General features: G+C 48.1%; 33 protein-coding genes and 2 pseudogenes. 27 read left to right on the top strand and 8 right to left on the bottom strand.

Translation table 11 applies throughout. From position 1 onward, the window contains the following. The first annotated feature begins 139 nt into the window (after nucleotides 1-139). Nucleotides 140-391 (top strand): type II toxin-antitoxin system Phd/YefM family antitoxin, encoded by a 252-nt coding sequence (locus tag CCS41_RS01600; RefSeq protein WP_119797052.1) that lies wholly within the window; start codon nucleotides 140-142, stop codon nucleotides 389-391. Then, nucleotides 381-662, top strand: a complete 282-nt coding sequence (locus tag CCS41_RS01595; RefSeq protein ID WP_119797051.1) for a type II toxin-antitoxin system RelE family toxin — start codon at nucleotides 381-383, stop codon at nucleotides 660-662. The genes CCS41_RS01600 and CCS41_RS01595 overlap by 11 nt, the downstream gene beginning before the upstream one ends. A gap of 64 nt (nucleotides 663-726) precedes the next feature. Here CCS41_RS01595 and CCS41_RS17010 read toward each other — a convergent pair whose 3' ends face one another. The 3 genes from CCS41_RS17010 to CCS41_RS01585 form a co-directional block, all read right to left on the bottom strand. Next, nucleotides 727-849, bottom strand: a complete 123-nt coding sequence (locus tag CCS41_RS17010) for a hypothetical protein (RefSeq protein ID WP_275887668.1) — start codon at nucleotides 847-849, stop codon at nucleotides 727-729. A gap of 241 nt (nucleotides 850-1,090) precedes the next feature. Then, nucleotides 1,091-2,095 (bottom strand): phage portal protein, encoded by a 1,005-nt coding sequence (locus CCS41_RS01590; RefSeq protein ID WP_119797050.1) that lies wholly within the window; start codon nucleotides 2,093-2,095, stop codon nucleotides 1,091-1,093. Next, nucleotides 2,095-3,888: a terminase large subunit domain-containing protein gene (locus CCS41_RS01585; RefSeq protein ID WP_119797049.1), complete on the bottom strand. Its 1,794-nt coding sequence runs from the start codon at nucleotides 3,886-3,888 to the stop codon at nucleotides 2,095-2,097. The genes CCS41_RS01590 and CCS41_RS01585 overlap by 1 nt, the downstream gene beginning before the upstream one ends. Before the next feature lie 165 nt (nucleotides 3,889-4,053). Between CCS41_RS01585 and CCS41_RS01580 the strand changes: the two genes are divergently transcribed. The 10 genes from CCS41_RS01580 (at nucleotide 4,054) to CCS41_RS01535 (ending at nucleotide 9,617) form a co-directional block, all read left to right on the top strand. Then, nucleotides 4,054-4,869 (top strand): GPO family capsid scaffolding protein, encoded by an 816-nt coding sequence (locus CCS41_RS01580; protein WP_119797048.1) that lies wholly within the window; start codon nucleotides 4,054-4,056, stop codon nucleotides 4,867-4,869. A 1-nt stretch (nucleotide 4,870) separates the two neighbouring features. Then, on the top strand, nucleotides 4,871-5,926 hold the full coding sequence (locus CCS41_RS01575) for a phage major capsid protein, P2 family (RefSeq protein WP_119797047.1): 1,056 nt from the start codon (nucleotides 4,871-4,873) through the stop codon (nucleotides 5,924-5,926). 6 nt (nucleotides 5,927-5,932) lie between these two features. Then, nucleotides 5,933-6,586 (top strand): phage terminase small subunit, encoded by a 654-nt coding sequence (gene gpM, locus CCS41_RS01570; RefSeq protein WP_119797046.1) that lies wholly within the window; start codon nucleotides 5,933-5,935, stop codon nucleotides 6,584-6,586. A gap of 97 nt (nucleotides 6,587-6,683) precedes the next feature. Beyond that, nucleotides 6,684-7,163, top strand: a complete 480-nt coding sequence (locus tag CCS41_RS01565) for a head completion/stabilization protein (protein WP_119797045.1) — start codon at nucleotides 6,684-6,686, stop codon at nucleotides 7,161-7,163. Between the two features lie 98 nt (nucleotides 7,164-7,261). Beyond that, a complete protein-coding gene (locus CCS41_RS01560) occupies nucleotides 7,262-7,465 on the top strand; it encodes a tail protein X (protein WP_119797044.1) in 204 nt (67 codons plus the stop codon). A gap of 18 nt (nucleotides 7,466-7,483) precedes the next feature. Then, the gene (locus CCS41_RS01555; RefSeq protein WP_119797043.1) at nucleotides 7,484-7,735 is read left to right on the top strand and encodes an HP1 family phage holin; all 252 of its coding nucleotides are present in this window, start codon (nucleotides 7,484-7,486) and stop codon (nucleotides 7,733-7,735) included. Then, nucleotides 7,719-8,237, top strand: coding sequence for a lysozyme (locus CCS41_RS01550; protein WP_119797042.1), 519 nt, complete (start codon nucleotides 7,719-7,721; stop codon nucleotides 8,235-8,237). The genes CCS41_RS01555 and CCS41_RS01550 overlap by 17 nt, the downstream gene beginning before the upstream one ends. After that, nucleotides 8,230-8,700 (top strand): lysis protein, encoded by a 471-nt coding sequence (locus CCS41_RS01545; RefSeq protein ID WP_119797041.1) that lies wholly within the window; start codon nucleotides 8,230-8,232, stop codon nucleotides 8,698-8,700. The genes CCS41_RS01550 and CCS41_RS01545 overlap by 8 nt, the downstream gene beginning before the upstream one ends. Before the next feature lie 6 nt (nucleotides 8,701-8,706). Next, complete coding sequence (locus tag CCS41_RS01540; RefSeq protein ID WP_119797040.1) at nucleotides 8,707-9,174, top strand: phage tail protein; 468 nt, start codon at nucleotides 8,707-8,709, stop codon at nucleotides 9,172-9,174. Further along, nucleotides 9,162-9,617, top strand: coding sequence for a phage virion morphogenesis protein (locus tag CCS41_RS01535; protein ID WP_420836486.1), 456 nt, complete (start codon nucleotides 9,162-9,164; stop codon nucleotides 9,615-9,617). Before CCS41_RS01540 ends, CCS41_RS01535 begins: the two co-directional genes overlap by 13 nt. 27 nt (nucleotides 9,618-9,644) lie before the next feature. Here the strand turns inward: CCS41_RS01535 and CCS41_RS16235 are convergent, their stop codons facing one another. Genes CCS41_RS16235 through CCS41_RS01525 form a run of 3 tightly spaced genes read right to left on the bottom strand, consistent with a single transcriptional unit; the run spans nucleotide 9,645 to nucleotide 10,305 of the window. Continuing rightward, complete coding sequence (locus tag CCS41_RS16235; protein ID WP_240313791.1) at nucleotides 9,645-9,872, bottom strand: PIN domain-containing protein; 228 nt, start codon at nucleotides 9,870-9,872, stop codon at nucleotides 9,645-9,647. Beyond that, entirely contained in the window at nucleotides 9,872-10,072 is a 201-nt protein-coding gene (locus CCS41_RS16230) for a PIN domain-containing protein (RefSeq protein ID WP_240313790.1), read from the bottom strand. The genes CCS41_RS16235 and CCS41_RS16230 overlap by 1 nt, the downstream gene beginning before the upstream one ends. Beyond that, the gene (locus tag CCS41_RS01525; protein ID WP_119797039.1) at nucleotides 10,072-10,305 is read right to left on the bottom strand and encodes a CopG family transcriptional regulator; all 234 of its coding nucleotides are present in this window, start codon (nucleotides 10,303-10,305) and stop codon (nucleotides 10,072-10,074) included. The genes CCS41_RS16230 and CCS41_RS01525 overlap by 1 nt, the downstream gene beginning before the upstream one ends. 157 nt (nucleotides 10,306-10,462) lie before the next feature. Here CCS41_RS01525 and CCS41_RS01520 point away from each other — a divergent pair, with 157 nt between their 5' ends. From CCS41_RS01520 to CCS41_RS01470, 12 genes and pseudogenes are all read left to right on the top strand, one after another. Next, the gene (locus CCS41_RS01520) at nucleotides 10,463-11,011 is read left to right on the top strand and encodes a phage baseplate assembly protein V (protein ID WP_119797038.1); all 549 of its coding nucleotides are present in this window, start codon (nucleotides 10,463-10,465) and stop codon (nucleotides 11,009-11,011) included. 33 nt (nucleotides 11,012-11,044) lie between these two features. Next, a complete protein-coding gene (locus tag CCS41_RS17500) occupies nucleotides 11,045-11,158 on the top strand; it encodes a hypothetical protein (protein WP_353962772.1) in 114 nt (37 codons plus the stop codon). Beyond that, nucleotides 11,155-11,502, top strand: a complete 348-nt coding sequence (locus CCS41_RS01515; RefSeq protein ID WP_119797037.1) for a GPW/gp25 family protein — start codon at nucleotides 11,155-11,157, stop codon at nucleotides 11,500-11,502. The genes CCS41_RS17500 and CCS41_RS01515 overlap by 4 nt, the downstream gene beginning before the upstream one ends. Then, nucleotides 11,502-12,408, top strand: a pseudogene (locus tag CCS41_RS01510) (baseplate assembly protein). Before CCS41_RS01515 ends, CCS41_RS01510 begins: the two are co-directional and overlap by 1 nt. Nucleotides 12,409-12,453: 45 nt before the next feature. Continuing rightward, nucleotides 12,454-13,062: a phage tail protein I gene (locus tag CCS41_RS01505; RefSeq protein WP_119797036.1), complete on the top strand. Its 609-nt coding sequence runs from the start codon at nucleotides 12,454-12,456 to the stop codon at nucleotides 13,060-13,062. Then, complete coding sequence (locus CCS41_RS01500; protein ID WP_119797035.1) at nucleotides 13,059-14,588, top strand: phage tail protein; 1,530 nt, start codon at nucleotides 13,059-13,061, stop codon at nucleotides 14,586-14,588. Before CCS41_RS01505 ends, CCS41_RS01500 begins: the two co-directional genes overlap by 4 nt. A gap of 3 nt (nucleotides 14,589-14,591) precedes the next feature. Next, nucleotides 14,592-14,909 (top strand): tail fiber assembly protein, encoded by a 318-nt coding sequence (locus CCS41_RS17005; RefSeq protein ID WP_119797034.1) that lies wholly within the window; start codon nucleotides 14,592-14,594, stop codon nucleotides 14,907-14,909. A gap of 28 nt (nucleotides 14,910-14,937) precedes the next feature. After that, nucleotides 14,938-15,306, top strand: a complete 369-nt coding sequence (locus CCS41_RS01490) for an IS630 transposase-related protein (RefSeq protein WP_072549715.1) — start codon at nucleotides 14,938-14,940, stop codon at nucleotides 15,304-15,306. A gap of 265 nt (nucleotides 15,307-15,571) precedes the next feature. Next, on the top strand, nucleotides 15,572-15,763 hold the full coding sequence (locus CCS41_RS17495) for a transposase (protein ID WP_240313877.1): 192 nt from the start codon (nucleotides 15,572-15,574) through the stop codon (nucleotides 15,761-15,763). Between the two features lie 295 nt (nucleotides 15,764-16,058). Then, nucleotides 16,059-17,081, top strand: a complete 1,023-nt coding sequence (locus CCS41_RS01480) for an IS630 family transposase (protein WP_119797033.1) — start codon at nucleotides 16,059-16,061, stop codon at nucleotides 17,079-17,081. 36 nt (nucleotides 17,082-17,117) lie between these two features. Continuing rightward, nucleotides 17,118-17,390, top strand: coding sequence for an IS630 transposase-related protein (locus CCS41_RS01475; protein ID WP_240313789.1), 273 nt, complete (start codon nucleotides 17,118-17,120; stop codon nucleotides 17,388-17,390). Between the two features lie 91 nt (nucleotides 17,391-17,481). After that, entirely contained in the window at nucleotides 17,482-17,862 is a 381-nt protein-coding gene (locus CCS41_RS01470) for a transposase (protein ID WP_240313788.1), read from the top strand. Between the two features lie 40 nt (nucleotides 17,863-17,902). Here CCS41_RS01470 and CCS41_RS01465 read toward each other — a convergent pair whose 3' ends face one another. Both CCS41_RS01465 and orn read right to left on the bottom strand, forming a co-directional pair. Continuing rightward, nucleotides 17,903-18,925 carry an IS630 family transposase gene (locus tag CCS41_RS01465; protein ID WP_119797033.1) on the bottom strand — a complete coding sequence of 341 codons (1,023 nt, stop codon included), beginning with the start codon at nucleotides 18,923-18,925 and terminating at the stop codon, nucleotides 17,903-17,905. A gap of 396 nt (nucleotides 18,926-19,321) precedes the next feature. Next, nucleotides 19,322-19,864: an oligoribonuclease gene (gene orn, locus CCS41_RS01460; RefSeq protein ID WP_072551111.1), complete on the bottom strand. Its 543-nt coding sequence runs from the start codon at nucleotides 19,862-19,864 to the stop codon at nucleotides 19,322-19,324. Nucleotides 19,865-20,031: 167 nt separating this feature from the next. On the opposite strand from orn, the gene rsgA reads away from it, so the two are divergent. From rsgA to mscM, 3 genes and pseudogenes are all read left to right on the top strand, one after another. Continuing rightward, entirely contained in the window at nucleotides 20,032-21,075 is a 1,044-nt protein-coding gene (rsgA, locus tag CCS41_RS01455) for a small ribosomal subunit biogenesis GTPase RsgA (RefSeq protein ID WP_072551108.1), read from the top strand. 120 nt (nucleotides 21,076-21,195) lie between these two features. Then, entirely contained in the window at nucleotides 21,196-22,077 is an 882-nt protein-coding gene (asd, locus tag CCS41_RS01450; RefSeq protein WP_072551109.1) for an archaetidylserine decarboxylase, read from the top strand. Between the two features lie 64 nt (nucleotides 22,078-22,141). Next, nucleotides 22,142-25,458 (top strand): annotated as a pseudogene (mscM, locus tag CCS41_RS01445) (miniconductance mechanosensitive channel MscM). The last annotated feature ends 54 nt before the right edge of the window (nucleotides 25,459-25,512 follow it).

Below are 25,512 nucleotides of genomic sequence, written 5' to 3'. Positions count from 1 at the left end.
GATGGCTTGTGCTTAACAGCTAACATTGCTCAACAGAACCAGATTAAGAAGCCAAAATTACGCGAGTATAAAAATAAGTCTTTATATCGCATCTTTAAAGGTGCTATTATAAGTTTTTACTATAAATAGAGGAAAACATATGGCTCATCAAATCCTAGCGGAAATGGCTGCCAGTATTACCGATCTCAAACGTAACCCTATGGGTACGGTTGCAGACGCTGAGGGTGAGGCCATCGCTATCCTTAATCGTAATCAACCCGCTTTTTATTGTGTACCGCCTAAACTTTATGCTTACTATCAGGAACTCGCCGAAGATGCTGAGCTTAACCGTATCGCTGATGAGCGAATGGCAAACCCCGAGTTTGTGAGCGTAAATCTAGATGATTTATAAGTTAAAATTTGAAAAACGCGCTTTAAAAGAATGGGATAAATTAGGTCATACACTGAAACAACAGTTAAAAAATAAGCTGTCTGAAAGGTTGGACAATCCGCATATTCCATCAGCAAGGTTAAGTGGGAAGACTAATCGCTATAAAATTAAATTAAGAGCGTCTGGTTACAGATTAGTCTACGAAGTTAATGATAGCGACGTCGTTTTACTTGTGATCGCTATAGGAAAAAGAGCAGGGGATGACATTTATCACTCTGCTGATCAACGTTAAGTAAAATTTATACGGCTATTATTCACTTACTATACGGATGAGAAAACCTTATCCGCTCTGCCTGTTAACAATCCGTCAATAAATCCCCCTCCTGCGCAGAAAAGTGGTTAACACCTGCGCAGGCATGACGGGCCCTGCCGGTATTTTTCACCACCCGAATGGCTTTATCATCCCATAGTGCTGTCATCGTACCGTCTTTAACAACACCTCATATTCCACCCGTGGTAAAAAAACGCATTTTCTGCCATCAAAACGCAATGCTCTTCAACCCCGAAGCCGTGCGCTCCCCTCGTCCGCGGTCTGGGTATTTAATAATCAGCTTTTTCATGCATCTGTGGATCCGTGATAAAACCTGTTGTAGCCTGGGTTTTAGCCTTAAATAAGGCTGCAAAAAAACGTGCAGATCCATGCAGTCTAGACTTGCACGTTTACACTGAGGCTTTGTCGACTAATTCATAGGGTTTAAAACGGATCACCTCCTCGCCCAGCCAGTCATTAATTTCACTCAGTCGCTCTTGCAATGGTGCCAATTCATTGATGGCAAACACCCGTGCCGCTTTTTCGATATCACCAAAACCGCCGGTATTGTGCGGTAAAATGCCCATCAGTTGCGGTGGTACCCGCTGTGCCGCTAATTGATCATCACGGGTCACATTTTTAATGTTGATAAATTCATCTTTGGCTGCCACCTCTGCCAAGGGGATCAGTTGCAACCCGTCTTTTTTACCGCCCGGGGCATACATAAATAAATTACGAAAATTCCCCGGGCCTTTTGAGTCCTTCAACGCCTGCCGTAAGCGGTCAATGTCCTCCTGTTTATGCGCCGCATCGTTCATGTACAAAATAAAACCGGCATGACTGCCATTGAGATAATACTTACGCCGAAACAGTGTCGCGGCTTCATTCAGCCAGGTTGAATTCAGTGCCGCCAGATAATCCGGTACACCGTAAATTTCCTGATTAATATCTGGATCGAGCAGGTGAAAGACGCTATTTTCAGCAAATAAATGCGGCGCGGCCCAGGATTGCACATACCAATGGGTGCCGGCTTCAACGCCGCAGCGGGTATATTTTGCCGGACTGGGCACCAGTTTTAGTACCCCGCCCAAACGATTAGTGCGCACTTCTAAAAACGCATTGGCAAACACCAAAAAATCCAACGCATAGCGGCTAAAATCTTGCTTAGATAACCAGCGATGCGGTTGAAACAGACTCACCAGCAAATTACGCTTCATATAAATCGGTGAACTGTGGTGCACGGCGGCACGAAAGGATTTTGCCAGCCCATGAAACGACACCGGTGGTTCATACCAGTGGTCAACAACGGCACACTCCAGATAATCCAGCATATCCCGCTGATCGAGCATCGGCACCGGGTCGCCAAAGGTAAACGCCTCTACCCGCTGCATCGTATTCTGTTTCCTATTAGCCATTAAAATGGCTCCATAAAACTGCTGTTATTGACAGTGATACCGGCCAGGGGTTCGTTAAACAGCGCATGCATAATCGCCCAGGCGACATCGCCATGACTGGTGCCCTCGGCGCGGTTGGTGACATAGGTGGCGCGCTGACCACTGGCGGTCAAGGTTTTGCGGATTGACATAAACGCCTTGGCGATATCCATCGCACCGGCATCAAATTCCAGTCTGCCCGAGGTGATCACATCCTTGGCCTTATAAATCAGATCGGTTTTCATCTCGACGGTATAATGGATCGCCTGCACCGCAGGGAAAAATTGCCTGACCAGCTGGGTCACAGATCGCCCCAGGCCGGTATCATCAATGCCGATATAGCTCACGTTATAGCGCTCAGTCAGTGTCTGGATATGCCGCGCCTGCTCGGAAAAATCCATACCGTGCCATTGAAAACGTTCCAGCACCCTAAATTTCCCGCCTGCCACCTTGGGCGGCGCCATCACCGCACAACCGGAGGCATCGCCGGTACTGGCCGGGTCGTAGCCAATCCACACCGGTTGATGCCCGTAAGGTCGCGCGGCCAGTAATTTCACATCCGGCCAGTGCTCCCAGCTGTCGACCATACAACGTTGCATTTCCTTCATCGGGAACACCGAGTGTGCATCGTCGATAAACTGACACATAAACAGATTATCAAAATCGTCATCACTGTTCTCACGCCACAATTGCGCGATATCAAAGCGATCACAGCCACCGGCCAGCGCATCCTCAAGGGTCACAATCTGCTTGTACTGCCCGTCTGCACACAGTGCCCCCGCGGCCAAATGCGGATAACTGGTATCGACCTCAATGCGTTGATTTTTCTCGCGTCCCTGATTAAACAAGGTGCCATTCCAGAACGGATAGGCTTCATGATTGACACTCGAGGGCGTAGAAAAATAGGTTTGCCGATACCGTTTTTGTGATGCCATGCCCGAGGCAGCACGACGTAGCTTCTTAAAGCCGGGGATCCAAAAATACTCATCGACATACAAACACCCGGAGCGCCCCTGCGCAGTATTGGTATTAGTGCCTAAAAAATGCAGTTCAGCCCCATTGGGCAGACAAATCGGATCACCGCGCAGCGCTACGCCCACTTCGGCGGCGAAATCGACGATATAATGTTTAAACTGATGGGCTTGCGCCTTAGACGCGGAAATAAACATCTGATTACGCCCTGTGGTCAACGCATCAAGCAAGGCTTCACGGGCAAAATAAAACGTCGCCCCGATTTGCCGCGATTTCAGTAGATTACGCAGGCGAAAACGATCATCCAAACCCGCCTGATACCACGCACGCTGATAAGCAAACAAGGACGCCTGAAATAAAGTCGCCAGCTGGCCAATTTGTTCCTCTGAAAAAACATTTTTCACCGACGCCTTACGTTTTCCTCGAAGGAGAGCGGCTCGGTTCGGATTGAGATCGGCTTCATTGCCCCCGTTATTGTATTTGCCGATACGGGCATGCCGTTCTGCCTGCCTCCCAAGGGCATCCAACTCTTTGAAATCACGGCCACTCTTTGCCTCGATAGCCACCAACTGACAATAGCGCACGGCGGTAGTGAGTTGCATCTTTTCCAACGCGCCATACTTATCCCACTGGTCACGGCGTTTCCAACTGTGTAGCGTCGTCGCCTTGATGCCTAAGATTTCAGCGATACGCGCAACCGGTAGCCCCTGCCAATATAAATACATGGCTTGACGGCGCGGATCTAAATGGGGGGGCGCTGTGAGCGTATCCGTGGTGAGTCTGTCCGTGGTAAAAGTATCCATGCAAAAATAGCCTGTATAGTCGCGTTGATCCCGCAAGGCTACCGTGCAAAACCCCCTCCCTCTCTCGCTACGCGCTGTGCTAGCACTGAAACAACAGCGGCGGATTGTTCACGCGCGCTCGGCTCGCCATCCTAGACCCCATCATTATTAACCGGAGCCAACAGCATGGCAAAATCCACCTTTTTCCGCGCCGCCGTTGAGGGTGCGACCAGTGACGGGCGCAGCATTTCACGGCAACACATTATTGAAATGGCGGAAAGTTATAACCCGTCCTATCGCGGCGCACGCGCCAATCTGGAACACATCAAAAGCCTGTTACCGGATAGCCCGTTTCGTGCGTATGGCGATATCGTTGCGGCAAAATATGAAGAAATTAGCGCCGGCCCGCTTAAAGGAAAAATCGCCTTACTGGTTCAGGTAGATGCGACCGAGGAACTGGTCAAACTGCGAGAAAATCGGCAAAAAGTGTACACCAGCATTGAATACCTGCCCAAATTCGCCGATACCGGCAAAGCCTACCTAACCGGTATTGCCTTTACCGACAACCCAGCCTCACTGGGGGCTGAAATGCTCACGTTCTGTGCCAACAGTCAACATAACCCCCTGGCATCACGTAAAAGCCAGGCGGAGGCGCTTTTTAGCGCAGCGGAAGAAATCACTCTGGAATTTGAAACCGAACAAAAACCGGCGCTATTTAACACCGTCAAAGCCTTATTTGGCAAAAAACACCTCAGTGATGACGCACGTTTCATGGATATCCATCAAGCCGTTTCCCTGATAGCCAATCATCAGCAACAGCTCACCGAAAAACTGGCTGACTTGATGGCGCTAAAGAACACTGTCACGGCATTACAAACTGAACAGCATACAACACAGCACAGCTTGACGGCACTGAACACCCAATTACTCCGTGCTGATCAGCGTTTCACCCCTCGCCCCGTCACCACGGGTGCCAACCCAACTCACCTGACGGATTGCTAACATGAAAAAACACACCCGCAGCCAATTTAACCAATATATTCACCAGGTCGCGACGCTCAATGCGCTGGAAAACACCACGGATATCGCCGCAAAATTCACCGTGGAACCGTCGATTGCACAAAGACTGGAAGCCAAACAACAGGAAAGCAGCAGTTTTTTATCAAAAATCAACCTGTTTCCGGTAGATGAACAAACCGGCGAAAAAGTGGGCTTAGGGATTGAACGCCCGATTGCCAGTACCACGCATACTGGCGAAAAAGAACGCAGCCCTGCCGATCCCACTGGCCTGGATAACCACCCCTACCGCTGCACGCAAACCAACTTTGATACTGCCCTCAGCTATCAAAAGCTGGACATGTGGGCAAAATTTCCTCACTTTCAACAGTTGATCCGTGACGCACTGATTAAACGGCAAGCCTTAGATCGCATCATGATTGGCTTTAACGGCATCAAACGGGCAGCCACCTCCAATGCGACCCAAAATCCGTTGTTGCAAGATGTCAATATCGGCTGGTTACAGCATATCCGCGCCCAGGCCGCCTCACAGGTGATGAATAAAATCATCAATGCACAAGGGGCGGTGACGTCAGACAACATCCGCATCGGTCAAGGCGGGGATTTTGCCAATCTGGATGCACTGGTGATGAATGCGGTCGATGAACTGATTGAAACATGGTTTCAGGATGATACCGAACTGGTGGTGATTTGCGGTCGTGCGTTATTGGCGGATAAATATTTTCCGATTATCAACCAGAACCAAGCCAACAGCGAAAGCCTGGCAGCCGATCTGATCATCAGCCAAAAACGGATCGGCGGCCTACCCGCTGTCCGCGCACCTTACTTCCCGGCTAACGCGCTGTTAATTACCCGTCTGGATAACCTGTCGATTTACTGGCAGGAAGGGACGCGCCGTCGCGCGATCATTGACAACCCGAAACGTGATCGGGTGGAAAATTTTGAATCAGTCAATGAAGCCTACGTGGTGGAAGATTACGGCTGCACCGCACTGATTGAAAATATCGTCATTGGCGACATCACGCCGCCTGCCGAGGATTAACACGCCATGAGCAATCCTGTCCGTCGCCATAAACAGTTTGTTGCTGCCCAGCAAGCGGCCTCATCGCGTGAGACGGCGGGACTGCGCCATGCCAGCACCTACGACTTATTGCTGTTTAAATTACAGCAGGATTTACTGCACCTAAAAAGCATTGTGTCGATCAGCCGCAAAGCTGAAGTCAAACGCCGCTTGTTACCGACCTACAGCCCGTGGGTAGCCGGGGTACTGGCTAACGGCACAGGCACGCAAGATGCGATCCTGATGCGCATGCTGATTTGGCAACTGGATGTCGGCGATCTCACCCGTGCCCTCGACATTGCTGACTACGCTATCAAACACGATCTGGCTACACCGGACAGTTTCCAGCGTTCCACTGCTTGTTTAATCGCCGAAGAAGTGGCGGCGTTAGCCAGCCGAACATGGCTCAAAAAACGCTCGCTTGATACTGTCCAATTGCTGCGGGCGCAACATCTTTTACAAGGGCAAGACATGCCCGATCCGGTCAAAGCCCGTCTGCATAAAATGGTCGGCTACGCCCTGCGCCAAGACGGGAAATATGAACCCGCCTGTCTCCATTTAAAGCAGGCACTCACCCTGGACAGCCGCAGTGGGGTCAAAACCGACATCAAACAGCTTGAAAAATTACTTCAGGCTGCTTAACCCCCCTGCCCAACGGCCGGGCGGCACGGGCAATTGACAGGACAAATGTATTGCTATCAATGCGCCCGTTCACCGCCTTTTTATTGAGAGAACGTTAATGGTCAGTATTGCAATCAACCCCACAGTGGATGAAGCAGGGATAAAAACTGAACAATTCATCAATAACAACGGCTTCTGGCCGGGTATCGATCTCCAGCACTACCGTGATGCCATGCGACAGGACGGCACCCTCACCCCAGCGCGTTTACTCGAAGCGGCACAGGTTGCCCTCAATGAAACCCATGACCGGCTTACAGAATGGAGAAAAAAACAACAACAGGCGGGCTATCCCTCACTGGTTGAGGTGCCTGCGAAGCAGGTAGGCAATGAAAGTAGCTGCCTGCTCCTCTACCGCCGTGCTGTCTATTGCCTGATACAGGCCACAGTAACGGAACGGTTTCGCAGCGTTGATGCCACGGCCTCGGGCACGAAACGGGCAGAAGCACGGGAAGAGACGATTGATCACCTCCGCCGTGATGCGGCTTGGGCAATCCAGGACATACAAGGCTTCACTCGCACCACCATTGAGCTGATTTAACGTTAAACACGTTTAATCTTGAACACATTTAACCCTGAACCATTTTAATCTCGAACGCATTTAAACATGGAACCCATTAATCACTTTGAGCGACGGTCATGAAAATCTTTGCACAGCAAAACGACACGGTAGACGCCTTATGCTGGCGTTATTACCAGCGTACCGAGGGTGTGACGGAACAAATCTTTGCCTGTAACCCGGGACTCGCCGACGCGGGCGTTATCTTGCCGCACGGCTACGGTGTGGACATGCCCGATCCGACGCCCTCTCCCCTCAAACAACATCTCCAACTGTGGGACTGATACTCGGAAAAACACCGCATGGACAGACACACTTCTTGGCTTTCTTATTCATCAGCGTGGCTGCTGACCTGTCTGGGTGCCTGGACATTACAGGACTGGGCAACGCTGATCGGCGTCGCGTTGGCGCTAGGCACGTACCTCAATAACCGTTACTACAAACGGCGCGAAGACCACCGCCGACAAGAGCTTCATAACCTCCAGCGCCAACAGCTGACTGAACGCCAACGTAAACAACGTACTCAAGGTGGTCAGAATGCGCCCACTGAGTAAAAAAATCCAGACCTTAATTGTAGCCGGTGCCAGTACTGCGATCCTGCTCGCACAATTCCTACAAGAGAAAGAAGGCAACCGACTCAGTGCCTATCAGGATGGCGCTAACGTGTGGACGATTTGCCGCGGTGCGACGCGGGTTGATGGGCAGCCGGTGAGACAAGGGCTGCAACTCAGTCGCGAAAAATGCGAGCAGGTTAACAAAATGGAGGTGGATAAGGCGATTGCCTGGGTAGAGCAGCATATCAAGGTGCCGCTAACCGACGTGCAGAAAGCCGGTATTGCCTCATTCTGCCCGTACAATATCGGTGCCGGTAAATGCACGGCGTCCACTTTTTATCGCAAACTCAATGCCGGTGACACCCTCGGAGCCTGTGCAGAAATTAAACGCTGGATCTTCGATGGTGGCAAAGACTGCCGTATTCGAGCCAATAACTGTGCGGGTCAGCCTCTCAGACGCGCACAGGAAAGCGTACTCAGCTGTTGGGGGTTAGATGCTTAATCGACTCGTTACCGGCGTACTGGTACTGATTTTTAGCGGATTACTCCTCACGGCTTTTTATTATCACGAAGAAACCGTAGAAAAGGATATCGCCATCAAAACAATCACCCAAGAGCGCGATACGGCCTTTTCCCTTATCCAGGCACTGGAAAAACAGCGCCAACAGCTCGCGGCCATTGACAGTCACTATACACAGGAATTAACCGATGCCAAAACTCAGCTGGCTGCCCTTGAACGTGATGTTAATGATAAGCACCGTAGGATGCAGCTCAACGCCACTTGCCCCAAACCCGTGCCCCACGCCGCCACCGCCGCCCGCCTGGATGATGGTACCCGCGCCAGACTTAACGACACCGCTATCAAACATTATTTCCATCTCCGAGAACGTATCAAAACCGCAACTCAGCAAATAGCGGGATTACAGGCTTACATTCAAACAGTGTGCTTAACTCACCCAGGATAACCCGCGATGTTAAAACCCACTTTGCTAAGAAAGGCACTGACAGATGCCGTGCCTTATCTCAAACAAAATCCCGATAGCTTGCATATTTTTATTGATCGGGGCGCTATTGTCTCCACATTGGCGTCGTCCCTGTCCTTTGAATACCAATACACCCTCAATCTGATCATCACCGATTGTGCAGACGACGCCGATACTCTATTTGTGCCTATTTTACACTGGTTACGCCGGCATCAGCCGGACATCATGGCGCAGCATGCTACCCACGCAGAAGGATTGACCTTTGAAGCGGATCATTTAAACAATAGCCTGCGTGATATCAGTATCAATCTCAGACTGACCGAACGGGTGATCGTCAAAGAAGAACAGGGTGCTTTACAGGTCACCCATCTGGATGAACCGCTTGATCCTGATACGACACATCGCCGTTATGAACTCTTTATCAAAGAGGAAAAAGTGGCACAATGGCAACAATAAACACCCGTGATCAACTCAACCAGGCGCTCGCCAGCCTGTTGAAGCAATTATCACCCGCGAGCAGAAAATCTTTCACACGCCAGATAGCCAAACAGCTACGGGAACGGCAAAAACAGCGCATCCAAGCACAACAGGAACCCGATGGCACCCCGTTTGCGCCGCGCAAGAAAAAACGGCGTGACAAAAACGGACGTATTAAACGCAAAATGTTCAGCAAATTACGTACAACCCGGTTTTTAAAGAGCCACAGTAACGCCGATGAAGCTATGGTGAGTTTTGCGAGCCAGGTCACACAAGTAGCACGGGTGCATCATTATGGCCTGCGGGATAAAGTGACACGCAACGGCGTGACCGTGCGTTACGAAAGCCGCCCGTTACTGGGGTTGACTGACAGGGATATTGAAATGATCACTGATCTTGCGTTGGCGCATCTGGTGGGGTAGGGGGTATTGTATCTGAACAACAGGCAGTCACTGAATGAGATGCAAACTCCGTGCACCATTATACACAGCATCTGTCACCAAACGTCGATCAAAAGTAGCAAGTTGTCCGTTATGGGCACAAGCTAATGCTAAAAGATAACTATCAGTCAGTTGAGCTGAAGTTAGTAAGCGTGTCACATCCAGTTTTTCCGTATCCAATAAACTGATGTTGTCTGGCCAAAAACAGTGACCGGGCAATGAGCACAAGGTTGTCATCAATTCTGCGACCACTGCAGGTGTGCCTGGTGAATTTGGATACCGTTCATGCCAATACGTAGTACACCATTTTCAGTTAACGGGCAGGTAGCCCAAGCTTGTTGCCCTTGTTTTTTAAACCAATTATGTGCAGCGTCATGTTGAATATGAGCAGGATCGATCAATGCTATTAGCACGTTGACATCAAGTAAAAACGTCATTACGGTAACTCGTCACGTAACTGGTTCACTAACTCTGGTGTCACTAACATCCCGTTACTACGTACTAACAACAGCGGAACACCATTACGTTTAGGATAACTAGGTACATGGGTAGGTCGTAATGCTTGCCTAGCCAGTGAGGAAATCACTGCTCCCAAACTCTTATTTTGTCTTGCTGCTAGCCCCTTAGCTGCCGCAAGGATATCATCATCAATAGCCAGTGTTGTTCGCATATTCTCTCCCACAAATAGCATCAATCATCACGCATCTTACATCAAATAGTCTTTTTTGTCATCGATATTCAAATCAACATGTAGTTCCTCCCCTGTCCCACTCCCCACACAACGCCAATAACATGCCCGAATATCGCACACGCGGCACACTGACGGCATGAAAACCTTCAATCATGCAGAATATCAACGCCTGCTGGCAAACCTGATCCGGATTGGCACGGTATCCGCCGTGGATACGGCCCAAGGACAATGCCGCGTAAAAACCGGTGAATTAGAAACCGACTGGCTAAACTGGCTCACTTCACATGCAGGGCGTGTCAAAAGTTGGTCTGCACCCTCGGTGGGTGAACAAGTCCTGATCCTCAGTCTGGGTGGCGAATTGACCACCGCATTTGTTTTACCGGCGGTCTTTTCCGATGTTAACCCTGCGCCTTCGGCCTCACCGGATGCGATCATGCTCACCTTCCCAGACGGTGCCCAATTTAATTATGAGCCAAAAACCGGCCACTTAGCGCTAACAGGCATCAAAACTGCAACGATAACCGCCTCTACCGCTATCACCCTGGATACCCCGGTTGTCACCTGCACACAACAGCTGATCACCGACAGCTTACAGGTTAATCAGGGTGGCAAAATCACCGGAGAATTCACCCACAGCGGGGGTATAGCAGGCGCCGTATCAGTTGATTATGAAAATCAGAAATAACATATTGATATTAATTAATATTTATTAACAAAAGTGATCACGTTACATGGCGCCTACTATAACCTGATCTCTAACGGTATTACCCTACACCGCCATCAACACAGCGGGGTAAAAAGTGGCGGCGATAATAGTGGGAACCCCCGATGACGTACCTTGGTATGCACCGCCACAGTGGCAAAGTGATCACCGACATCGCGCATATTCGCCAATCGATCAGCGACATTCTCATCACCCCACAAGGCTCACGGGTGATGCGCCGTGCTTACGGTTCGCTGCTCTCAACCCTGATCGACAGCCCGCAGAGTCCGGCACTGCGCCTCAGAATGATGGCCGCCATTTACAGTGCCTTATTACGTTGGGAAAACCGCCTCACCCTGAGCGCCATCGACATTACCTCTGACATCAACGGCATCATGCAAATCGACCTGCGCGGCCATCGCAGTGATACCGGGGTTCCTCTCAGGCTCTCCTTACCGATAGGAGGAAAATAATGCCTAACCTGGATTTAAGCTTACTGCCGGCCCCCAGGTGGTAGAACCGCTGGATTTTGAAACACTCCTTAAGCAGCGTAAAGCCCAATTTATTGCCTTATCTCCCCCGGAACAGCAAGCAGCGATTAGCCAGACGCTCAACTATGAATCCGAGCCGATCACCAAACTACTGCAAGAAAACACCTACCGCGAATTACTATTACGCCAACGGATCAACGAAGCCGCGCAAGCCACCCTGTTGGCCTATGCCAAAGACGCCGATCTCGATCAGATTGGCGCCAACTACCAGGTTAAACGCTTAATCCTTCAAGCAGCCAATCCTGACGTTATCCCGCCGCTGGCGTTGATAACAGAAAATGACACCGATTTCCGCCTTCGCATTCAACAGGCCTTTGAAGGCTTAAGTGTTGCTGGTTCGACCGGTGCTTACGAATTTCACGCTCTCAGTGCCGATGGCCGTGTAGCCGATGCTTCCGCCATCAGTCCCTCGCCAGCTTGCGTGACCATCACGGTATTATCCAGAGAAAACAACGGTATTGCTTCGGTAGACCTGTTAACACGGGTTAACAGCGCACTCAATGATGAAAACATCCGCCCCGTCGCTGATCGCCTCACCGTACAATCGGCAACCATTATTGATTACCGCATTGATGCCACGCTCACGCTCTACCCTAAACCGGAAGCCGAACCGATCCGCATGGCTGCCGAAAATCGTCTCACTGCCTATATCAGTACGCAACGTCGTTTAGGGCGTGATATCCGTTTGTCGGCGATTTATGGTGCCCTGCATGTCAAGGGGTACAGCGGGTAGAACTGGCTGCCCCCTTACGTGATGTGATACTGGATAAAACCCAGGCCGCCTGGTGCACAGGTTATAGCTTGAAAATAGGCGGCTGTGATGAATAGCTGTCTGAGATGGGTCAGTTTTTCTTCTTTAACGAGGAGACATTAATGAATAACCATTTGTTGCCAGTGGGTTCCTCGGCATTAGAAATCGCAGCCGCTCACGCCTGTGCGGGCTTGAGTGAGATACCGCTTCCCCTGCGCCAATTGTGGGATGCAGATAACTGCCCGCTCGCGTTGCTCCCTTATCTGGCGTGGGCATGGTCAGTGGATCGCTGGGATGAAAGCTGGTCAGAGGCGACCAAACGGGCGGTGATTAAAACCGCCTTTTATGTGCATAAACACAAAGGGACGATTGCAGCACTGCGCCGTATGGTTGAACCGCTCGGCACCCTGATACGGGTTATCGAGTGGTGGCAAACTAACGACCCCCCTGGGACGTTTCGACTGGATATCGGGGTCATCGAAACCGGTATCACCGAAGCCATGTATGTCGAGCTGGAACGCCTGATTGAGCAGGCTAAACCCTGTAGCCGCCATCTGATTGGCCTGTCCATCAATCTGGATACACAGGGTTCAGCCTGTGTCGGTGCTGCCTGCTATGAGGGTGATGAACTCACCGTCTATCCCTATTTCCCTGAAACGATTACCGTCACCGGCACCGCGTATCACGGCGCTGCCGTCCATGTCATTGACAATCTGAGTATCACCTCATGAACGAAAAATTTTATGCTGTCCTCACCCATCAGGGCACCGCAAAACTGGCTAATGCCATAGCACTGGGAACACAGCTGAAAATCACGCAAATGGCGGTCGGTGACGGCGGTGGCAGCTTGCCCCTGCCCGAAGCCAGCCAGACCCAGCTTATCGGTGAACGCCGCCGCGCGGCACTGAATTCACTGAGCCTCGATCCCATCAATACCCATCAACTGATTGCAGAACAAGTGATCCCGGAGACAGAAGGCGGATGGTGGATCCGTGAAATCGGCCTGTTTGACAGCGACGACACCCTTATCGCGCTGGCTAACTGCCCCGAAACCTACAAACCACAACTCCAGCAAGGCAGCGGTCGCACGCAAACCTCACGCATGATACTGATTGTCAGCAGCACCGCAGCTGTCACGCTAAAAATTGATCCGGCAGTGGTATTGGCAACCCGTCAATACGTTGATGACAAGGTAATTGAAGTCAAAGTGTATGCGGATAAATTACTCTCAGCCCATGAAAAATCCCGCAATCACCCCGATGCGAGTAAAACAGAAAAAGGCTTTGTCACGCTCAGCAGCGCCACTGATAGTGACAGTGAAACCGCCGCCGCAACGCCCAAAGCCGTAAAAACCGCGTATCAATTAGCCCGCGATGCGAATAACAATGCCAATAGCAAACTGGCAAAAGAGCAAAATGGAGCGGATATTCTCAACAAGTCCCTGTTTATCAAAAACCTGGGCTTAACCGCTGCCGCCAGCATGTCTGTTGGCACCACGGCCAACACGCTAATGAAAGGTGATGATACGGGGGTCGTGAGACTAGACAATTGGCAAAAAACCGTTAAGGCCAAAGACCTTGACGGTGAGCCGCGTTACACGACTACCATTGATTTTACTGGCCTGAGCACAGAACGCTATTACCCCGTGTGGTGGCAAAACCCAGCGAATGCCGGCGCAAACAGTTGGCTGACAATCCATCGGCCTTATCATTATGATGGGCATAAAAACCCGTTTGGGGCAGGTGTGACACATTTGGCAGGATTATTGGTGCAACTAGAAGGGGGAGATTGCGGTTGGGGCGGCGATGCCCATTATTTGACCATCAAACGTCTTCATCAAAGTTACCGCAAAACGGTCAAAGCCATTCGTTTCCGCATGCTCAGTGTGGTTCGTCCGGTTGATGGAAACTATCCCCTTCATACAGGTTATACCGCAGGCGCTGTTGCTGACTGTCCGACACGTAGTGGCTGTTACTTGCGCGGGGGATTGACCTATTTTGTGACCAGCAATTTTGGTGGGATTTTTTCTTCTCGTGAAGAGGGAAAAGTCGAGATGTCGCGCCATACTACTGCGGGTGGTGGCAAAACCAAGACCAAAGTTGAAGATGCTGTTCATATTGGTGTGGCCTTTGAAGTCAGATATATGGCGAAATCTTTCGCTGCCAGCGATCCGAATTTGGGTGATGACTATGAAGATGCCACCTTGCCATACTCATTGGACTACGACAAACGCTACGAAGCCAAAAAAGGAAGTTAACCGATGAACGAACCGCTCTATCTTGAAACACTCACCGATAAAAATGGCTATCAATACGTCAATGTTCCCGCCGATCCGTATCAACTGACCGAAATGGGTTTTAGCTGGCCGGAAGCGATGGCGCTGCATCAACAGGCGTTGACTGCCCGGCAAACGAAAGCTTGTGCTGAAAAGCGCCGTTATTTACTTAGAGAAGCGACGACGAGAATCGCGCCCCTGCAAGATGCGCTGGAGTTAGGGATTGCTACTGAGGACGAGATAGCAGCGCTTAACGCCTGGAAACACTACCGCGTGGCGTTAAATCGGCTGGATATAGCGTAGGCTGTATAAATTGATGTATAATTTCAAGATGACTTATCCATTAAAATTTCGCCAACATGTATTGGCTATTAAAGAGCAAGAAAAGCTTACATATGCCCAAACGGCCACACGTTTTTGTATTGGGACCGCAAGTCTGATGCGCTGGGCTAAACGAATAGAACCTTGTCTGACACGTGATAAACCCGCCAGTAAAATAGCTCGAGCGGCGTTGATTCTTGATGTGGAAACCTACCCTGACGCGTCTCAATACGAGCGAGCCCAACGTATGGGAGTGAGCGCTAGAGGTATCTGCCATGCGTTGAAACGGGCAGGGTTTAGCTATAAAAAAAACATTTTATCATCCAAAAGCCAACGCCCAATCCCGAGAAGATTTTCAGATCAAGATCCAGGCCTATGAAGCCAGCGAGACCCCTATTATTTACGTTGATGAAAGCGGTTTTGCTCATGACATGCCCCGCCTCTACGGCTATTGAGCTAAAGGTAAGCGGTGTTACGGTCAACATGATTGGCACGCTAAAGCATGTACCAATGTCATTGGCGCTCAGCTTAACGGAAAATTAACCACCGTTTGTGCCTTTGAATACAATATCAATAGCGATATTTTTCATGCGTGGGTAACCCAAGACTGACTGCCAAAAATCCCTCAAGGGGCTGTTATCGTGATGGATAATGTGAGCTTTCACAAACGCCAGGATATCCAGTCTACTATACAAAAATCTGGTTTTATTCTGGAATATCTCCTGACGTATTCTCCTGACCTCAACCCGATTGAGCACAAATGGGCTCAGGCTAAAGCCCTTCGTAGGAAACGACAATGCGATATCGACACTCTCTTTTCTGACCCTTTATTTTGAATCAATTTATACGGCTACAGCCATACCACGACGGCAGAGAGTGAGTGGCCTGTCGTGATAGAGTATTTTTCACTTAATTATTATTAATCATAATTATAGTAGAAGCGATATAAATTGATTGTAGTAATTCACATTAATACATTGGTATAAAATAGTTTTTATAAATAAAATCAGGTAATCTCCCGGCTTTGCCGGGGGATATTCACTAAATGCCACCATGCTATATCGCCCCTGCTATACCCGTGATCAATGAAGATGCTTGATTTTGAAGTCGATAAGGATCATGCTCATAGCCATGAAAATAGAGCTGACTGCTGACCAGAAAATTACCCTCGAAGCCCAACATCGTCAAAGCCATGACCGCCGTGTCTGTGACAGGATCCGGTGTGTTTTGTTGTCCGCAGACGGCTGGACTCCCCCTATGATTGCTCACTCACAGCTCATTAATGAAACCACGGTGCGGCGCCACCTTACAGACTATCATAAACTCAACAAGCTCAAGCCTGAAAATGGCGGCTCCGATGGCTATCTCAATGCGGAACAGACCACGTCGCTGGTTGAACATCTCACCCAGCCGCTCTACCACCACAATCACCAAATTGTGGCGTATATCGCTGGACGCTGGAACATCACCTTTACCGTATCAGGTCTGTATAAAGGGTTGAAGCAGCATGGCTTTAGCTATAAAAAGCCGAAAGGTGTTCCGCATAAATTTGCCGTTGAGAAACAGCAGCAATTTATAAAGACCTACAGCGAATTGAAAGACGCCGCGGGTAATGACCCCATACTGTTTATTGATGCCGTTCATCCGACACAAGCCACCAAAATAAGCTACGGCTGGATACGAAAAGGCCAGGATAAAACGATAGAGACCACCGGGAGCAGAACGCGGTTGAATATCATGGGAGCCTTGAACATCCAGAATGTGGCTAACCCCATAATCCGTGATGATGAGACGATTAACAGCGAAAATGTGGTTCACTTCCTGTCTGCCATTCGCGCGCATTATCCCATCACGACAACGGCACATGTGATCCTCGAGGGTGCAGGCTATCACCGTTCACAGCTTGTGCAAGACGCCGCGCTTACGTTGAATATCCAGCTTCATTACCTTCCGCCGTATAGCCCGAATCTAAACCCGATAGAGCGATTGTGGAAGGTGATGAATGAGCAAACACGAAACAATAGATATTACCCATCTAAACAGAGTTTTAAGAACGATATCTTAAACTTCTTTGAGGTGAAGCTACCACAAATGGCAAGTTCTCTGGTATCTCGCTTAAACGATAATTTCCAGGCGCTAAATCCTGCATCTTGATTTCACTTGGGTATATGCCGAAACAGCCACCCGTTTTTGTGTGGGGACAGCGAGCCTAATGCGCTGGGCTGGGCTAAACGTATCGACCCTTGCCTAACTCGTGATAAACCGGCGACCAAAATAAATCACGCCGCGTTGCTCCTTGATGTGGAAACCTATCCTGAGGCGTCTCAATACGAACGCGCTCAACGTATGGGGGTCAGTGCTCGAGGGATAGGCGATGCGTTAAAACGGGCTGGGTTTAGCTATAAAAAAAACATTTTATCATCCCAAAATCGACGTCCAAGCGCGAAAAGATTTTCAGACTAAGATACAGGCTTATGAAGCCTGTGGTACCCCGATAATTTACGTGGATGAAAGCGGTTTTTCCCATGATATGCCGCGTCTTTATGGTTATTGAGTGAAAGGTAAGCGCTGTTACGGCCAACACGATTGGCACGCCAAAGCGCGTACTAACGTCATTGGCGCCCAGCTTAACGGAAAATTAACCACGGTTTGTACCTTCGACTGCCATATCAACAGCGATATTTTTTATGCCTGGGTCACCCAAGATTTATTGCTAAAATCTCCTCCAGGGGCCGTACTTGTAATGGATAATGTCAGTTTCCATAAGCGCCAAGACATTCAGTCTGCTAGACAGAAAGCCGGCTTTATTCTGGAATATCTTCCCACTTATTTTCCTGATATGAACCCCATTGAGCACAAATGGGCTCAAGCTAAAGCCCTTCGTAGAAAGCGACAATGTGATATCGATACCTTGTTCTATGACCCTTTATTTTAAATCAATTTATAACGCCTATGCCATATATACCCAAGTGAAATCAAGATGCAGGATTTAGCGCCTGGAAATTATCGTTTAAGCGAGATACCAGAGAACTTGCCATTTGTGGTAGCTTCACCTCAAAGAAGTTTAAGATATCGTTCTTAAAACTCTGTTTAGATGGGTAATATCTATTGTTTCGTGTTTGCTCATTCATCACCTTCCACAATCGCTCTATCGGGTTTAGATTCGGGCTATACGGCGGAAGGTAATGAAGCTGGATATTCAACGTAAGCGCGGCGTCTTGCACAAGCTGTGAACGGTGATAGCCTGCACCCTCGAGGATCACATGTGCCGTTGTCGTGATGGGATAATGCGCGCGAATGGCAGACAGGAAGTGAACCACATTTTCGCTGTTAATCGTCTCATCATCACGGATTATGGGGTTAGCCACATTCTGGATGTTCAAGGCTCCCATGATATTCAACCGCGTTCTGCTCCCGGTGGTCTCTATCGTTTTATCCTGGCCTTTTCGTATCCAGCCGTAGCTTATTTTGGTGGCTTGTGTCGGATGAACGGCATCAATAAACAGTATGGGGTCATTACCCGCGGCGTCTTTCAATTCGCTGTAGGTCTTTATAAATTGCTGCTGTTTCTCAACGGCAAATTTATGCGGAACACCTTTCGGCTTTTTATAGCTAAAGCCATGCTGCTTCAACCCTTTATACAGACCTGATACGGTAAAGGTGATGTTCCAGCGTCCAGCGATATACGCCACAATTTGGTGATTGTGGTGGTAGAGCGGCTGGGTGAGATGTTCAACCAGCGACGTGGTCTGTTCCGCATTGAGATAGCCATCGGAGCCGCCATTTTCAGGCTTGAGCTTGTTGAGTTTATGATAGTCTGTAAGGTGGCGCCGCACCGTGGTTTCATTAATGAGCTGTGAGTGAGCAATCATAGGGGGAGTCCAGCCGTCTGCGGACAACAAAACACACCGGATCCTGTCACAGACACGGCGGTCATGGCTTTGACGATGTTGGGCTTCGAGGGTAATTTTCTGGTCAGCAGTCAGCTCTATTTTCATGGCTATGAGCATGATCCTTATCGACTTCAAAATCAAGCATCTTCATTGATCACGGGTATACATCTGCTCCAATACTCTTTCATCCAAATTGCTATCCCAATTTTTAAGCTGTTTTTTTATGGCAGACTCAGACGATGGTGTTGTCGTTTCTTCTCTATCCGTCGGACATATCGCTAATTTTGATGAATCAAAAAGTAAACAGTACTGCGTCCATAAGGCGGCACCGTCTTATGACAATGGGAGAGGGTGTTACATCATCTTTTTTTTGAGTTTTATCTAGGAAAATATCTCTTTTTAGATACATTTTGACTGCCTTGTCATGAGGTTGAGCTTATCTGAAAGAGCGGACGACCAAACACATAAGCCAACGTTTTTGTCCTGTAATATACGTGATAATTAGCGGATAAAATGTTCACGGTAATAAGCTAATTCAGCGACTGAATCACAGATATCCTCCAATGCTCGATGGTTATTTTTTTTTGTAAAGCCTTCAAGTATTTCAGGCTGCCAACGACGAGCTAGCTCTTTCAAGGTACTGACATCCAGATAGCGATAGTGGAAGTAAGCTTCCAAAATCGGCATATAGCGGAAAAGAAAACGGCGATCCTGTCCCACACTATTACCACAAATCGGTGATTTCCCCTTGGGTACCCATTCTTCTAAAAATGCAATCGTCCGTAATTCAGCTTGACTCTCTGTAACCGTGCTTTCTCTTACCCGTTTAAACAAGCCGCTTTCGGTGTGAGTTTTAACATTCCACTCGTCCATCAGAGCAAGTTGATCGTCAGATTGGTGTACCACCAGTTCCGGCCCCTTGGCAAGAATACTCAGGTTGGCATCGGTCACGAGGGTGGCGATCTCGATGATGCGATCTTTCTGTGGATCAAGACCCGTCATTTCCAAATCTATCCAGATTAGACGGTTTTCATTTTCTGCCATAATAATTTCTACCTGCATAAATGTAAGAACCTGTTCCAAATCTTCTTGAGCGATGCTCAGATCAAACAACCACCAGAAGGTTAAACAAAGAGTTAATTGATAGAATAATGTGTATCATAGCCTTTTAAGGCTTCCTAAGCGACAAATGTAGAATTAAGTGAGGTACAGTGAGCAAAAATAAACTGTCCAAAGGCCAACAACGTCGAGTACAGGCAAACCATCAGCGCCGATTACGTACGGATAACTTATCACCCGATGACTCATCCTTCGGTGAGGCGCAACAAGGTATCGTCATCAGTCGCTTTGGTCAGCATGCTGATGTAGAGGCCAGCGATGGGGTGCAGCACCGTTGCAATATTCGTCGCACTCTTTCTTCTCTGGTGACCGGTGATCGTGTAGTGTGGCGCCCAGGTATTGAGCGGCAGGAAGGAATCAAGGTAAAAGGTATTGTCGACGCCATTCATCCACGCACTTCTGTTTTAACGCGCCCTGACCTTTATGATGGTGTGAAACCTATCGCCGCTAATATTGACCAAATTATTGTTGTCTCTGCCATCTTGCCCGAGTTATCGCTTAATATTATCGATCGCTACCTGGTAGTCTGTGAAACCTTGAAGATAAAGCCATTAATCCTGTTAAATAAGATTGATTTACTGGATGACGCTGGTCATAAATGGGTTGATGGCATGATGGCTATCTACCAACATATGAATTACCCTGTATTTAAAGTTTCCAGTCTCAGCGGAGAAGGAATGAAGGCTTTTGCTCAAGTATTGACTGGGCGCATCAGTATTTTTGCTGGTCAATCAGGAGTCGGTAAATCCAGTCTATTAAATGCCTTATTACCTGCCACTGAAAAACAAATTCTTGTTAACACGATTTCAGATAACTCGAATCTGGGCCAACACACTACTACGGTGTCCCGTTTGTATCATTTTCAACAGGGTGGTGATTTGGTTGATTCGCCTGGCGTGCGTGAATTCGGTCTTTGGCACTTAACACCACAACAAGTGACTCAAGGGTTTATCGAATTTCGTGACTATTTGGGACACTGTAAATTCCGTGATTGCCGTCATCTCAACGATCCCGACTGTGCATTACGTGATGCTGTTGAGCGTGGTGATATTGCTGAACAACGTTTTGATAACTATCATCGTATCTTGGAAAGCTTGGAACAGATGAAGCCCCGAAAATCATTTTTTGATGACTGATATTTATAATTAGCAGTTTACAATAGTAGACTTCTTGCAAAACCGTAGTTCGTTATGCAAAGTCAAGGCGCCTGGCGTGCAGTAGCCTTGATAACTTATGACTTTTCATGAGGTTTTTTTATGCTAGAACGTATCAAAATAAAATTGCAATATTTACTTCCTAAGCAGTGGCTGACGCTGTTAGCTGGCTGGGGAGCTGACAAACAAGCGGGTTGGTTAACCCAGTTAGCGATAAAAACGTTCAGTCGCTATTATAAAGTGGATATGAAAGATGCACAGAACCCCGAATTTTCGTCCTATCACTCTTTTAATGAATTTTTTGTACGCCCACTCCATGCTGATGCTCGCCCTATCGCTGCTGGCGATCAGGTATTGGTCCAACCCGCTGACGGTACTATCAGCCAGTTAGGAACTATCCGTGATGGGCAAATTTTGCAGGCTAAAGAGCATAATTACAGTTTAGAAGCGTTATTAGCGGGCAATTATCAGTTGGCGGCAGAATTTCAAAACGGTCAATTTATAACCACTTATTTGGCTCCTCATGATTACCATCGAGTGCATATGCCTTGTTATGGTGTATTGCGTGAAATGATATATGTTCCAGGTGATCTATTTTCAGTTAATCCGTTGACAACAGCTAATATTCCTAATCTATTCGCTCGTAATGAACGGGTCATCTGTATCTTTGATACCGCTTTTGGCACTATGGCACAAATTTTGGTCGGTGCGACTGTTGTCGGCAGTATAGAGACAGTCTGGGCAGGTAGCGTTACCCCGCCAAGAGAGGGTGTAATACGCCGTTGGACTTATCCCGCTGCCGGTGATGAAGGGGCTATCGTGTTGGAGAAAGGGCAGGAAATGGGGCATTTTAAATTAGGCTCTACGGTAATCAATCTGTTTGCAGAGAATAAAGTTTATTTGGCTGTGCAACTAAGCAATGGTTCCATTACCCGTGTGGGTGAGCCGTTGGCAGAAGCGGTTGTGACACCGGCAACATCTTAACGCGAGGTGGAATAACGAAGTAACCAACAGAAAGAAAATAAGGAAGCATCACGTGCGCCTGATAATGATATGCCTATTTCCTCTGTTATTCACTATACCGGCTCAGGCGGCAACTCAGATCGATGAAACGCAGCTCAAGCAAGATCTGCAACAGGTGTCGTTAAATACCAAGATGCCCAATCATGCAGAAATTGTTCAGGCGTTACAAGGGGCGCTTAATTGGTTGGAAGAAGCAAAAGAGTCCAAAGACCGGTCTAGTCAGTATCAAGCTGTTATTAATAATTTCCCTAAGCTAATTAAAACATTACAGCAAAAGGTAGCGGAGGAAAATGACAAATCGCCACTGGTACCTGCTACTTTTACCACCAACGAACTCGAACAACAGATCCTTAAAACCAGTAGCCAGCTATCAGATTTAGAGCACCAGATGCAACAGGAGCAGGAACGTGCACGAGAAATTAGCGATTCTATTGTGCAGGTACCATTGCAACAATCAGACGCACGGCACATTCTTGCTGAAACTAAGCAACGACTCCAGTCATACAGCAATCCAATGACACCCCTGGCGCAAGCCAGGTTTTCTTTGCTACAAGCAGAAATTGTAGCTCGTAAAGCAACAGTTAATGAATTGGAGTTATCCCAACTTTCTGCTAATAACAGACAGGAGCTTTCGCGGATACGTGCTGAGTTATACAAAAAGCGCTATGAACGTATGGATGCGTTATTGCAGATTTTGCGTAACACTATCAATAATCAGCGGCAGCAAGAAGCAGAACAAGCGTTGCAACGTACCGAGTCACTGGCAGGACAAGGGATCGGTTTACCGGCATCTATCAGTAACCAGTTACAAACTAACCGTACACTTTCTTATGCGCTGAAGCAGCAAACTCAACGGATGAATGCAATTGCGGCTTCGCAACGTACAGCCGCAGCACAAGCACTACAAGTACGTCAAGCGTTGAGTACTATTCGTGAACAAGCGCAGTGGATTAGCGTGTCCGCCGCCTTGGGGGAAACTCTGAGAATGCAGGTAGCCAGATTACCCGAGATGCCAAAATCTCAGCAATTAGATCGTGATATGGCTCAATTACGCGTCCAACGACTCAATCTAGAAGATACTTTAGAAAAACAACAACATGGAGTGAAGTTCACCCAAGATAATGGTGACCTGCTCACTATCGAACAACAACGTATTCTTGATGCACAATTGCGTACACAGCGCCAGCTGCTTAATGTGCTGCTATCGGGTTACGATACCCAAATTTTGGAACTGACCAAACTTAAAGTCGCGGATAGTCAGCTGGTGGATGCACTCAATGAAGTGCGTGAAGCTGCACACCGTTATTTGTTTTGGGTCGCCGATGTCAATCCGCTTTCTCTCTCCTATCCGATTAATGTTGCTCGCGATCTTACTCGCTTACTCTCTCTTGATACCCTATCACAACTCGGGGTGCCTTGGTGATGATGATAACCAATAAGCAGACACTAATCCCGATTGTTGGCGCATTATTCTTTGTCGGATTCAGTATTAGCTCTCGTCGCCATTATTATGCGTTTCTCGAACGGACAAACAGCTACATTGGTAAGGTTAATCAAGATAAATTTTCATTAACATTACGCACAGTGTTCTGGTCAATCCTGATAGCGTTACCGTTGCCGGTATTGTGGGCAGCGCTGGGTTATGGTTTACAGAACGCCTGGTCTTACCCGATGGCGGGAGATATTGGTATCGCTGTTACCGCGACAGTACCCGTGCTATGGATATTTATGATAAGTGGTGCTTTTACACATCCTCACGGCTTATTTATCGCTCACTTTCGCTGGCATCCTGCACAGGTTGCCAGAGCAATGCGTTTCTACCGCATGTCGGTATGGCTGATTGTTCCACTGATGATAGCTCTGATTACTTTTGAAAATTATAGCGATCGTGAATTTGCAGGTACCTTAGGACGGCTATGTTTTATTCTATTATGCGTCGCACTCAGTCTAGTGACCAACAGTTTGAAACGTGCTGGCATCCCGCTGTATCTGGATAAGGAAGGTCATGGTGAGAATAGGCTCAATCGTGCATTATGGGAACTATTACTTTCTGCTCCTTTAGTTGCAGCGCTGGCTTCAGCACTGGGTTATCTCACCACTGCTCAAGAGTTGCTAGTACGTTTAGAAACTTCGGTTGCTATCTGGTTTTTTTTGCTAGTCATTTACCATATTATTCGGCGTTGGATGTTGATTCAGCGGCGACGTATTGCATTTGACCGCGCCAAGCAACGGCGTGCCGATATTTTGGCACAACGGGCACGTGGAGACGATGATGTTTCCTTCGGTATCAATCCTGAAAGCGCCAACGAAACCGAAGAGCCTATGATTAATCTCGATGTAATCAGCGCCCAGTCACTACGGCTAGTCAGATCGATTCTCACTATGATCGCTTTAGTTTCCGTTATCGCCCTATGGTCGGAGATTCATTCTGCTTTTGGCTTTTTGGAAAACATCCGTCTGTGGGATGTCACCACTACGCTCAACGGAGTGGAAAGCATACAACCTATCAGTATGGGATCGATATTAATTGTTATTTTGGTCGTCATCGTCACTACTCAATTAGTGCGTAATTTACCCGCGCTACTGGAATTGGCTTTATTACAACATTTGAATCTTGCTCCTGGTACAGGTTATGCCATTTCCACCATTACCAAATATCTGCTGATGCTACTCGGTGGTATGGTAGGTTTCTCATTATTGGGTATTGAGTGGGCAAAATTTCAATGGTTGGTCGCTGCTTTAGGTGTTGGTTTGGGTTTTGGTTTACAAGATATTTTTAACAATTTTATATCCGGCCTGATCATCTTGTTTGAAAAACCGATCCGTATCGGCGATACCGTTACTGTCCGTGATCTCACGGGTAGCGTGACAAAAATCAACACCAGAGCGACCACGATTTCTGACTGGGATCGTAAAGAAATTATCGTACCAAATAAAGCATTTACCACGGAACAATTTACCAATTGGTCGCTATCAGATCCGATCACTCGAGTCGTTTTGACCGTTCCAGCACCTATCGAAGCCAATAGTGAAGAAGTCACTGAGATATTATTAATCGCATCACGCTGTTGTTCACTTGTATTGGATACACCGGCTCCAGAGGTGTATCTAACCGATATACAGCAGGGGATTCAGATCTTCGAATTACGTATTTACGCTGCCGAAATGGGACATAGGATGCCGCTAAGGCATGATATCCATCAGCTGATACTCGCTGGGTATCGAGAACATGGCATTACCCTACCGTTCCCACCTTTCCAAATACGTACAGACAGACTCAGTCGGGTTAGTGGTTCTATTTCTAATCGGAACAATAATGGCCATACCCAGGGTAATTTATAATTAGGCTTTTGCAAAACCGTAGCGAGTACTGTGAATTTTGAGTTAAATGTGACG

Source organism: Candidatus Fukatsuia symbiotica, from assembly GCF_003122425.1.
GTDB lineage: Bacteria > Pseudomonadota > Gammaproteobacteria > Enterobacterales > Enterobacteriaceae > Fukatsuia > Fukatsuia symbiotica.
Note: the sequence above shows the minus strand (reverse complement) of the source record. Positions and strands in the feature narration are given on the sequence as shown.

Excerpts from the sequence above, each read along its gene's own strand:
- CCS41_RS01600 (WP_119797052.1), top strand. The coding sequence starts at position 140 with ATGGCTCATCAAATCCTAGCGGAAATGGCTGCCAGTATTACCGATCTC.
- CCS41_RS01595 (WP_119797051.1), top strand. The coding sequence starts at position 381 with ATGATTTATAAGTTAAAATTTGAAAAACGCGCTTTAAAAGAATGGGAT.
- CCS41_RS17010 (WP_275887668.1), bottom strand. The coding sequence starts at position 849 with ATGACAGCACTATGGGATGATAAAGCCATTCGGGTGGTGAAAAATACC.
- CCS41_RS01590 (WP_119797050.1), bottom strand. The coding sequence starts at position 2,095 with ATGGCTAATAGGAAACAGAATACGATGCAGCGGGTAGAGGCGTTTACC.
- CCS41_RS01585 (WP_119797049.1), bottom strand. The coding sequence starts at position 3,888 with ATGGATACTTTTACCACGGACAGACTCACCACGGATACGCTCACAGCG.
- CCS41_RS01580 (WP_119797048.1), top strand. The coding sequence starts at position 4,054 with ATGGCAAAATCCACCTTTTTCCGCGCCGCCGTTGAGGGTGCGACCAGT.
- CCS41_RS01575 (WP_119797047.1), top strand. The coding sequence starts at position 4,871 with ATGAAAAAACACACCCGCAGCCAATTTAACCAATATATTCACCAGGTC.
- gpM (WP_119797046.1), top strand. The coding sequence starts at position 5,933 with ATGAGCAATCCTGTCCGTCGCCATAAACAGTTTGTTGCTGCCCAGCAA.
- CCS41_RS01565 (WP_119797045.1), top strand. The coding sequence starts at position 6,684 with ATGGTCAGTATTGCAATCAACCCCACAGTGGATGAAGCAGGGATAAAA.
- CCS41_RS01560 (WP_119797044.1), top strand. The coding sequence starts at position 7,262 with ATGAAAATCTTTGCACAGCAAAACGACACGGTAGACGCCTTATGCTGG.
- CCS41_RS01555 (WP_119797043.1), top strand. The coding sequence starts at position 7,484 with ATGGACAGACACACTTCTTGGCTTTCTTATTCATCAGCGTGGCTGCTG.
- CCS41_RS01550 (WP_119797042.1), top strand. The coding sequence starts at position 7,719 with ATGCGCCCACTGAGTAAAAAAATCCAGACCTTAATTGTAGCCGGTGCC.
- CCS41_RS01545 (WP_119797041.1), top strand. The coding sequence starts at position 8,230 with ATGCTTAATCGACTCGTTACCGGCGTACTGGTACTGATTTTTAGCGGA.
- CCS41_RS01540 (WP_119797040.1), top strand. The coding sequence starts at position 8,707 with ATGTTAAAACCCACTTTGCTAAGAAAGGCACTGACAGATGCCGTGCCT.
- CCS41_RS01535 (WP_420836486.1), top strand. The coding sequence starts at position 9,162 with ATGGCAACAATAAACACCCGTGATCAACTCAACCAGGCGCTCGCCAGC.
- CCS41_RS16235 (WP_240313791.1), bottom strand. The coding sequence starts at position 9,872 with ATGACAACCTTGTGCTCATTGCCCGGTCACTGTTTTTGGCCAGACAAC.
- CCS41_RS16230 (WP_240313790.1), bottom strand. The coding sequence starts at position 10,072 with ATGACGTTTTTACTTGATGTCAACGTGCTAATAGCATTGATCGATCCT.
- CCS41_RS01525 (WP_119797039.1), bottom strand. The coding sequence starts at position 10,305 with ATGCGAACAACACTGGCTATTGATGATGATATCCTTGCGGCAGCTAAG.
- CCS41_RS01520 (WP_119797038.1), top strand. The coding sequence starts at position 10,463 with ATGAAAACCTTCAATCATGCAGAATATCAACGCCTGCTGGCAAACCTG.
- CCS41_RS01515 (WP_119797037.1), top strand. The coding sequence starts at position 11,155 with ATGACGTACCTTGGTATGCACCGCCACAGTGGCAAAGTGATCACCGAC.
- CCS41_RS01505 (WP_119797036.1), top strand. The coding sequence starts at position 12,454 with ATGAATAACCATTTGTTGCCAGTGGGTTCCTCGGCATTAGAAATCGCA.
- CCS41_RS01500 (WP_119797035.1), top strand. The coding sequence starts at position 13,059 with ATGAACGAAAAATTTTATGCTGTCCTCACCCATCAGGGCACCGCAAAA.
- CCS41_RS17005 (WP_119797034.1), top strand. The coding sequence starts at position 14,592 with ATGAACGAACCGCTCTATCTTGAAACACTCACCGATAAAAATGGCTAT.
- CCS41_RS01490 (WP_072549715.1), top strand. The coding sequence starts at position 14,938 with ATGACTTATCCATTAAAATTTCGCCAACATGTATTGGCTATTAAAGAG.
- CCS41_RS17495 (WP_240313877.1), top strand. The coding sequence starts at position 15,572 with ATGGATAATGTGAGCTTTCACAAACGCCAGGATATCCAGTCTACTATA.
- CCS41_RS01480 (WP_119797033.1), top strand. The coding sequence starts at position 16,059 with ATGAAAATAGAGCTGACTGCTGACCAGAAAATTACCCTCGAAGCCCAA.
- CCS41_RS01465 (WP_119797033.1), bottom strand. The coding sequence starts at position 18,925 with ATGAAAATAGAGCTGACTGCTGACCAGAAAATTACCCTCGAAGCCCAA.
- orn (WP_072551111.1), bottom strand. The coding sequence starts at position 19,864 with ATGGCAGAAAATGAAAACCGTCTAATCTGGATAGATTTGGAAATGACG.
- asd (WP_072551109.1), top strand. The coding sequence starts at position 21,196 with ATGCTAGAACGTATCAAAATAAAATTGCAATATTTACTTCCTAAGCAG.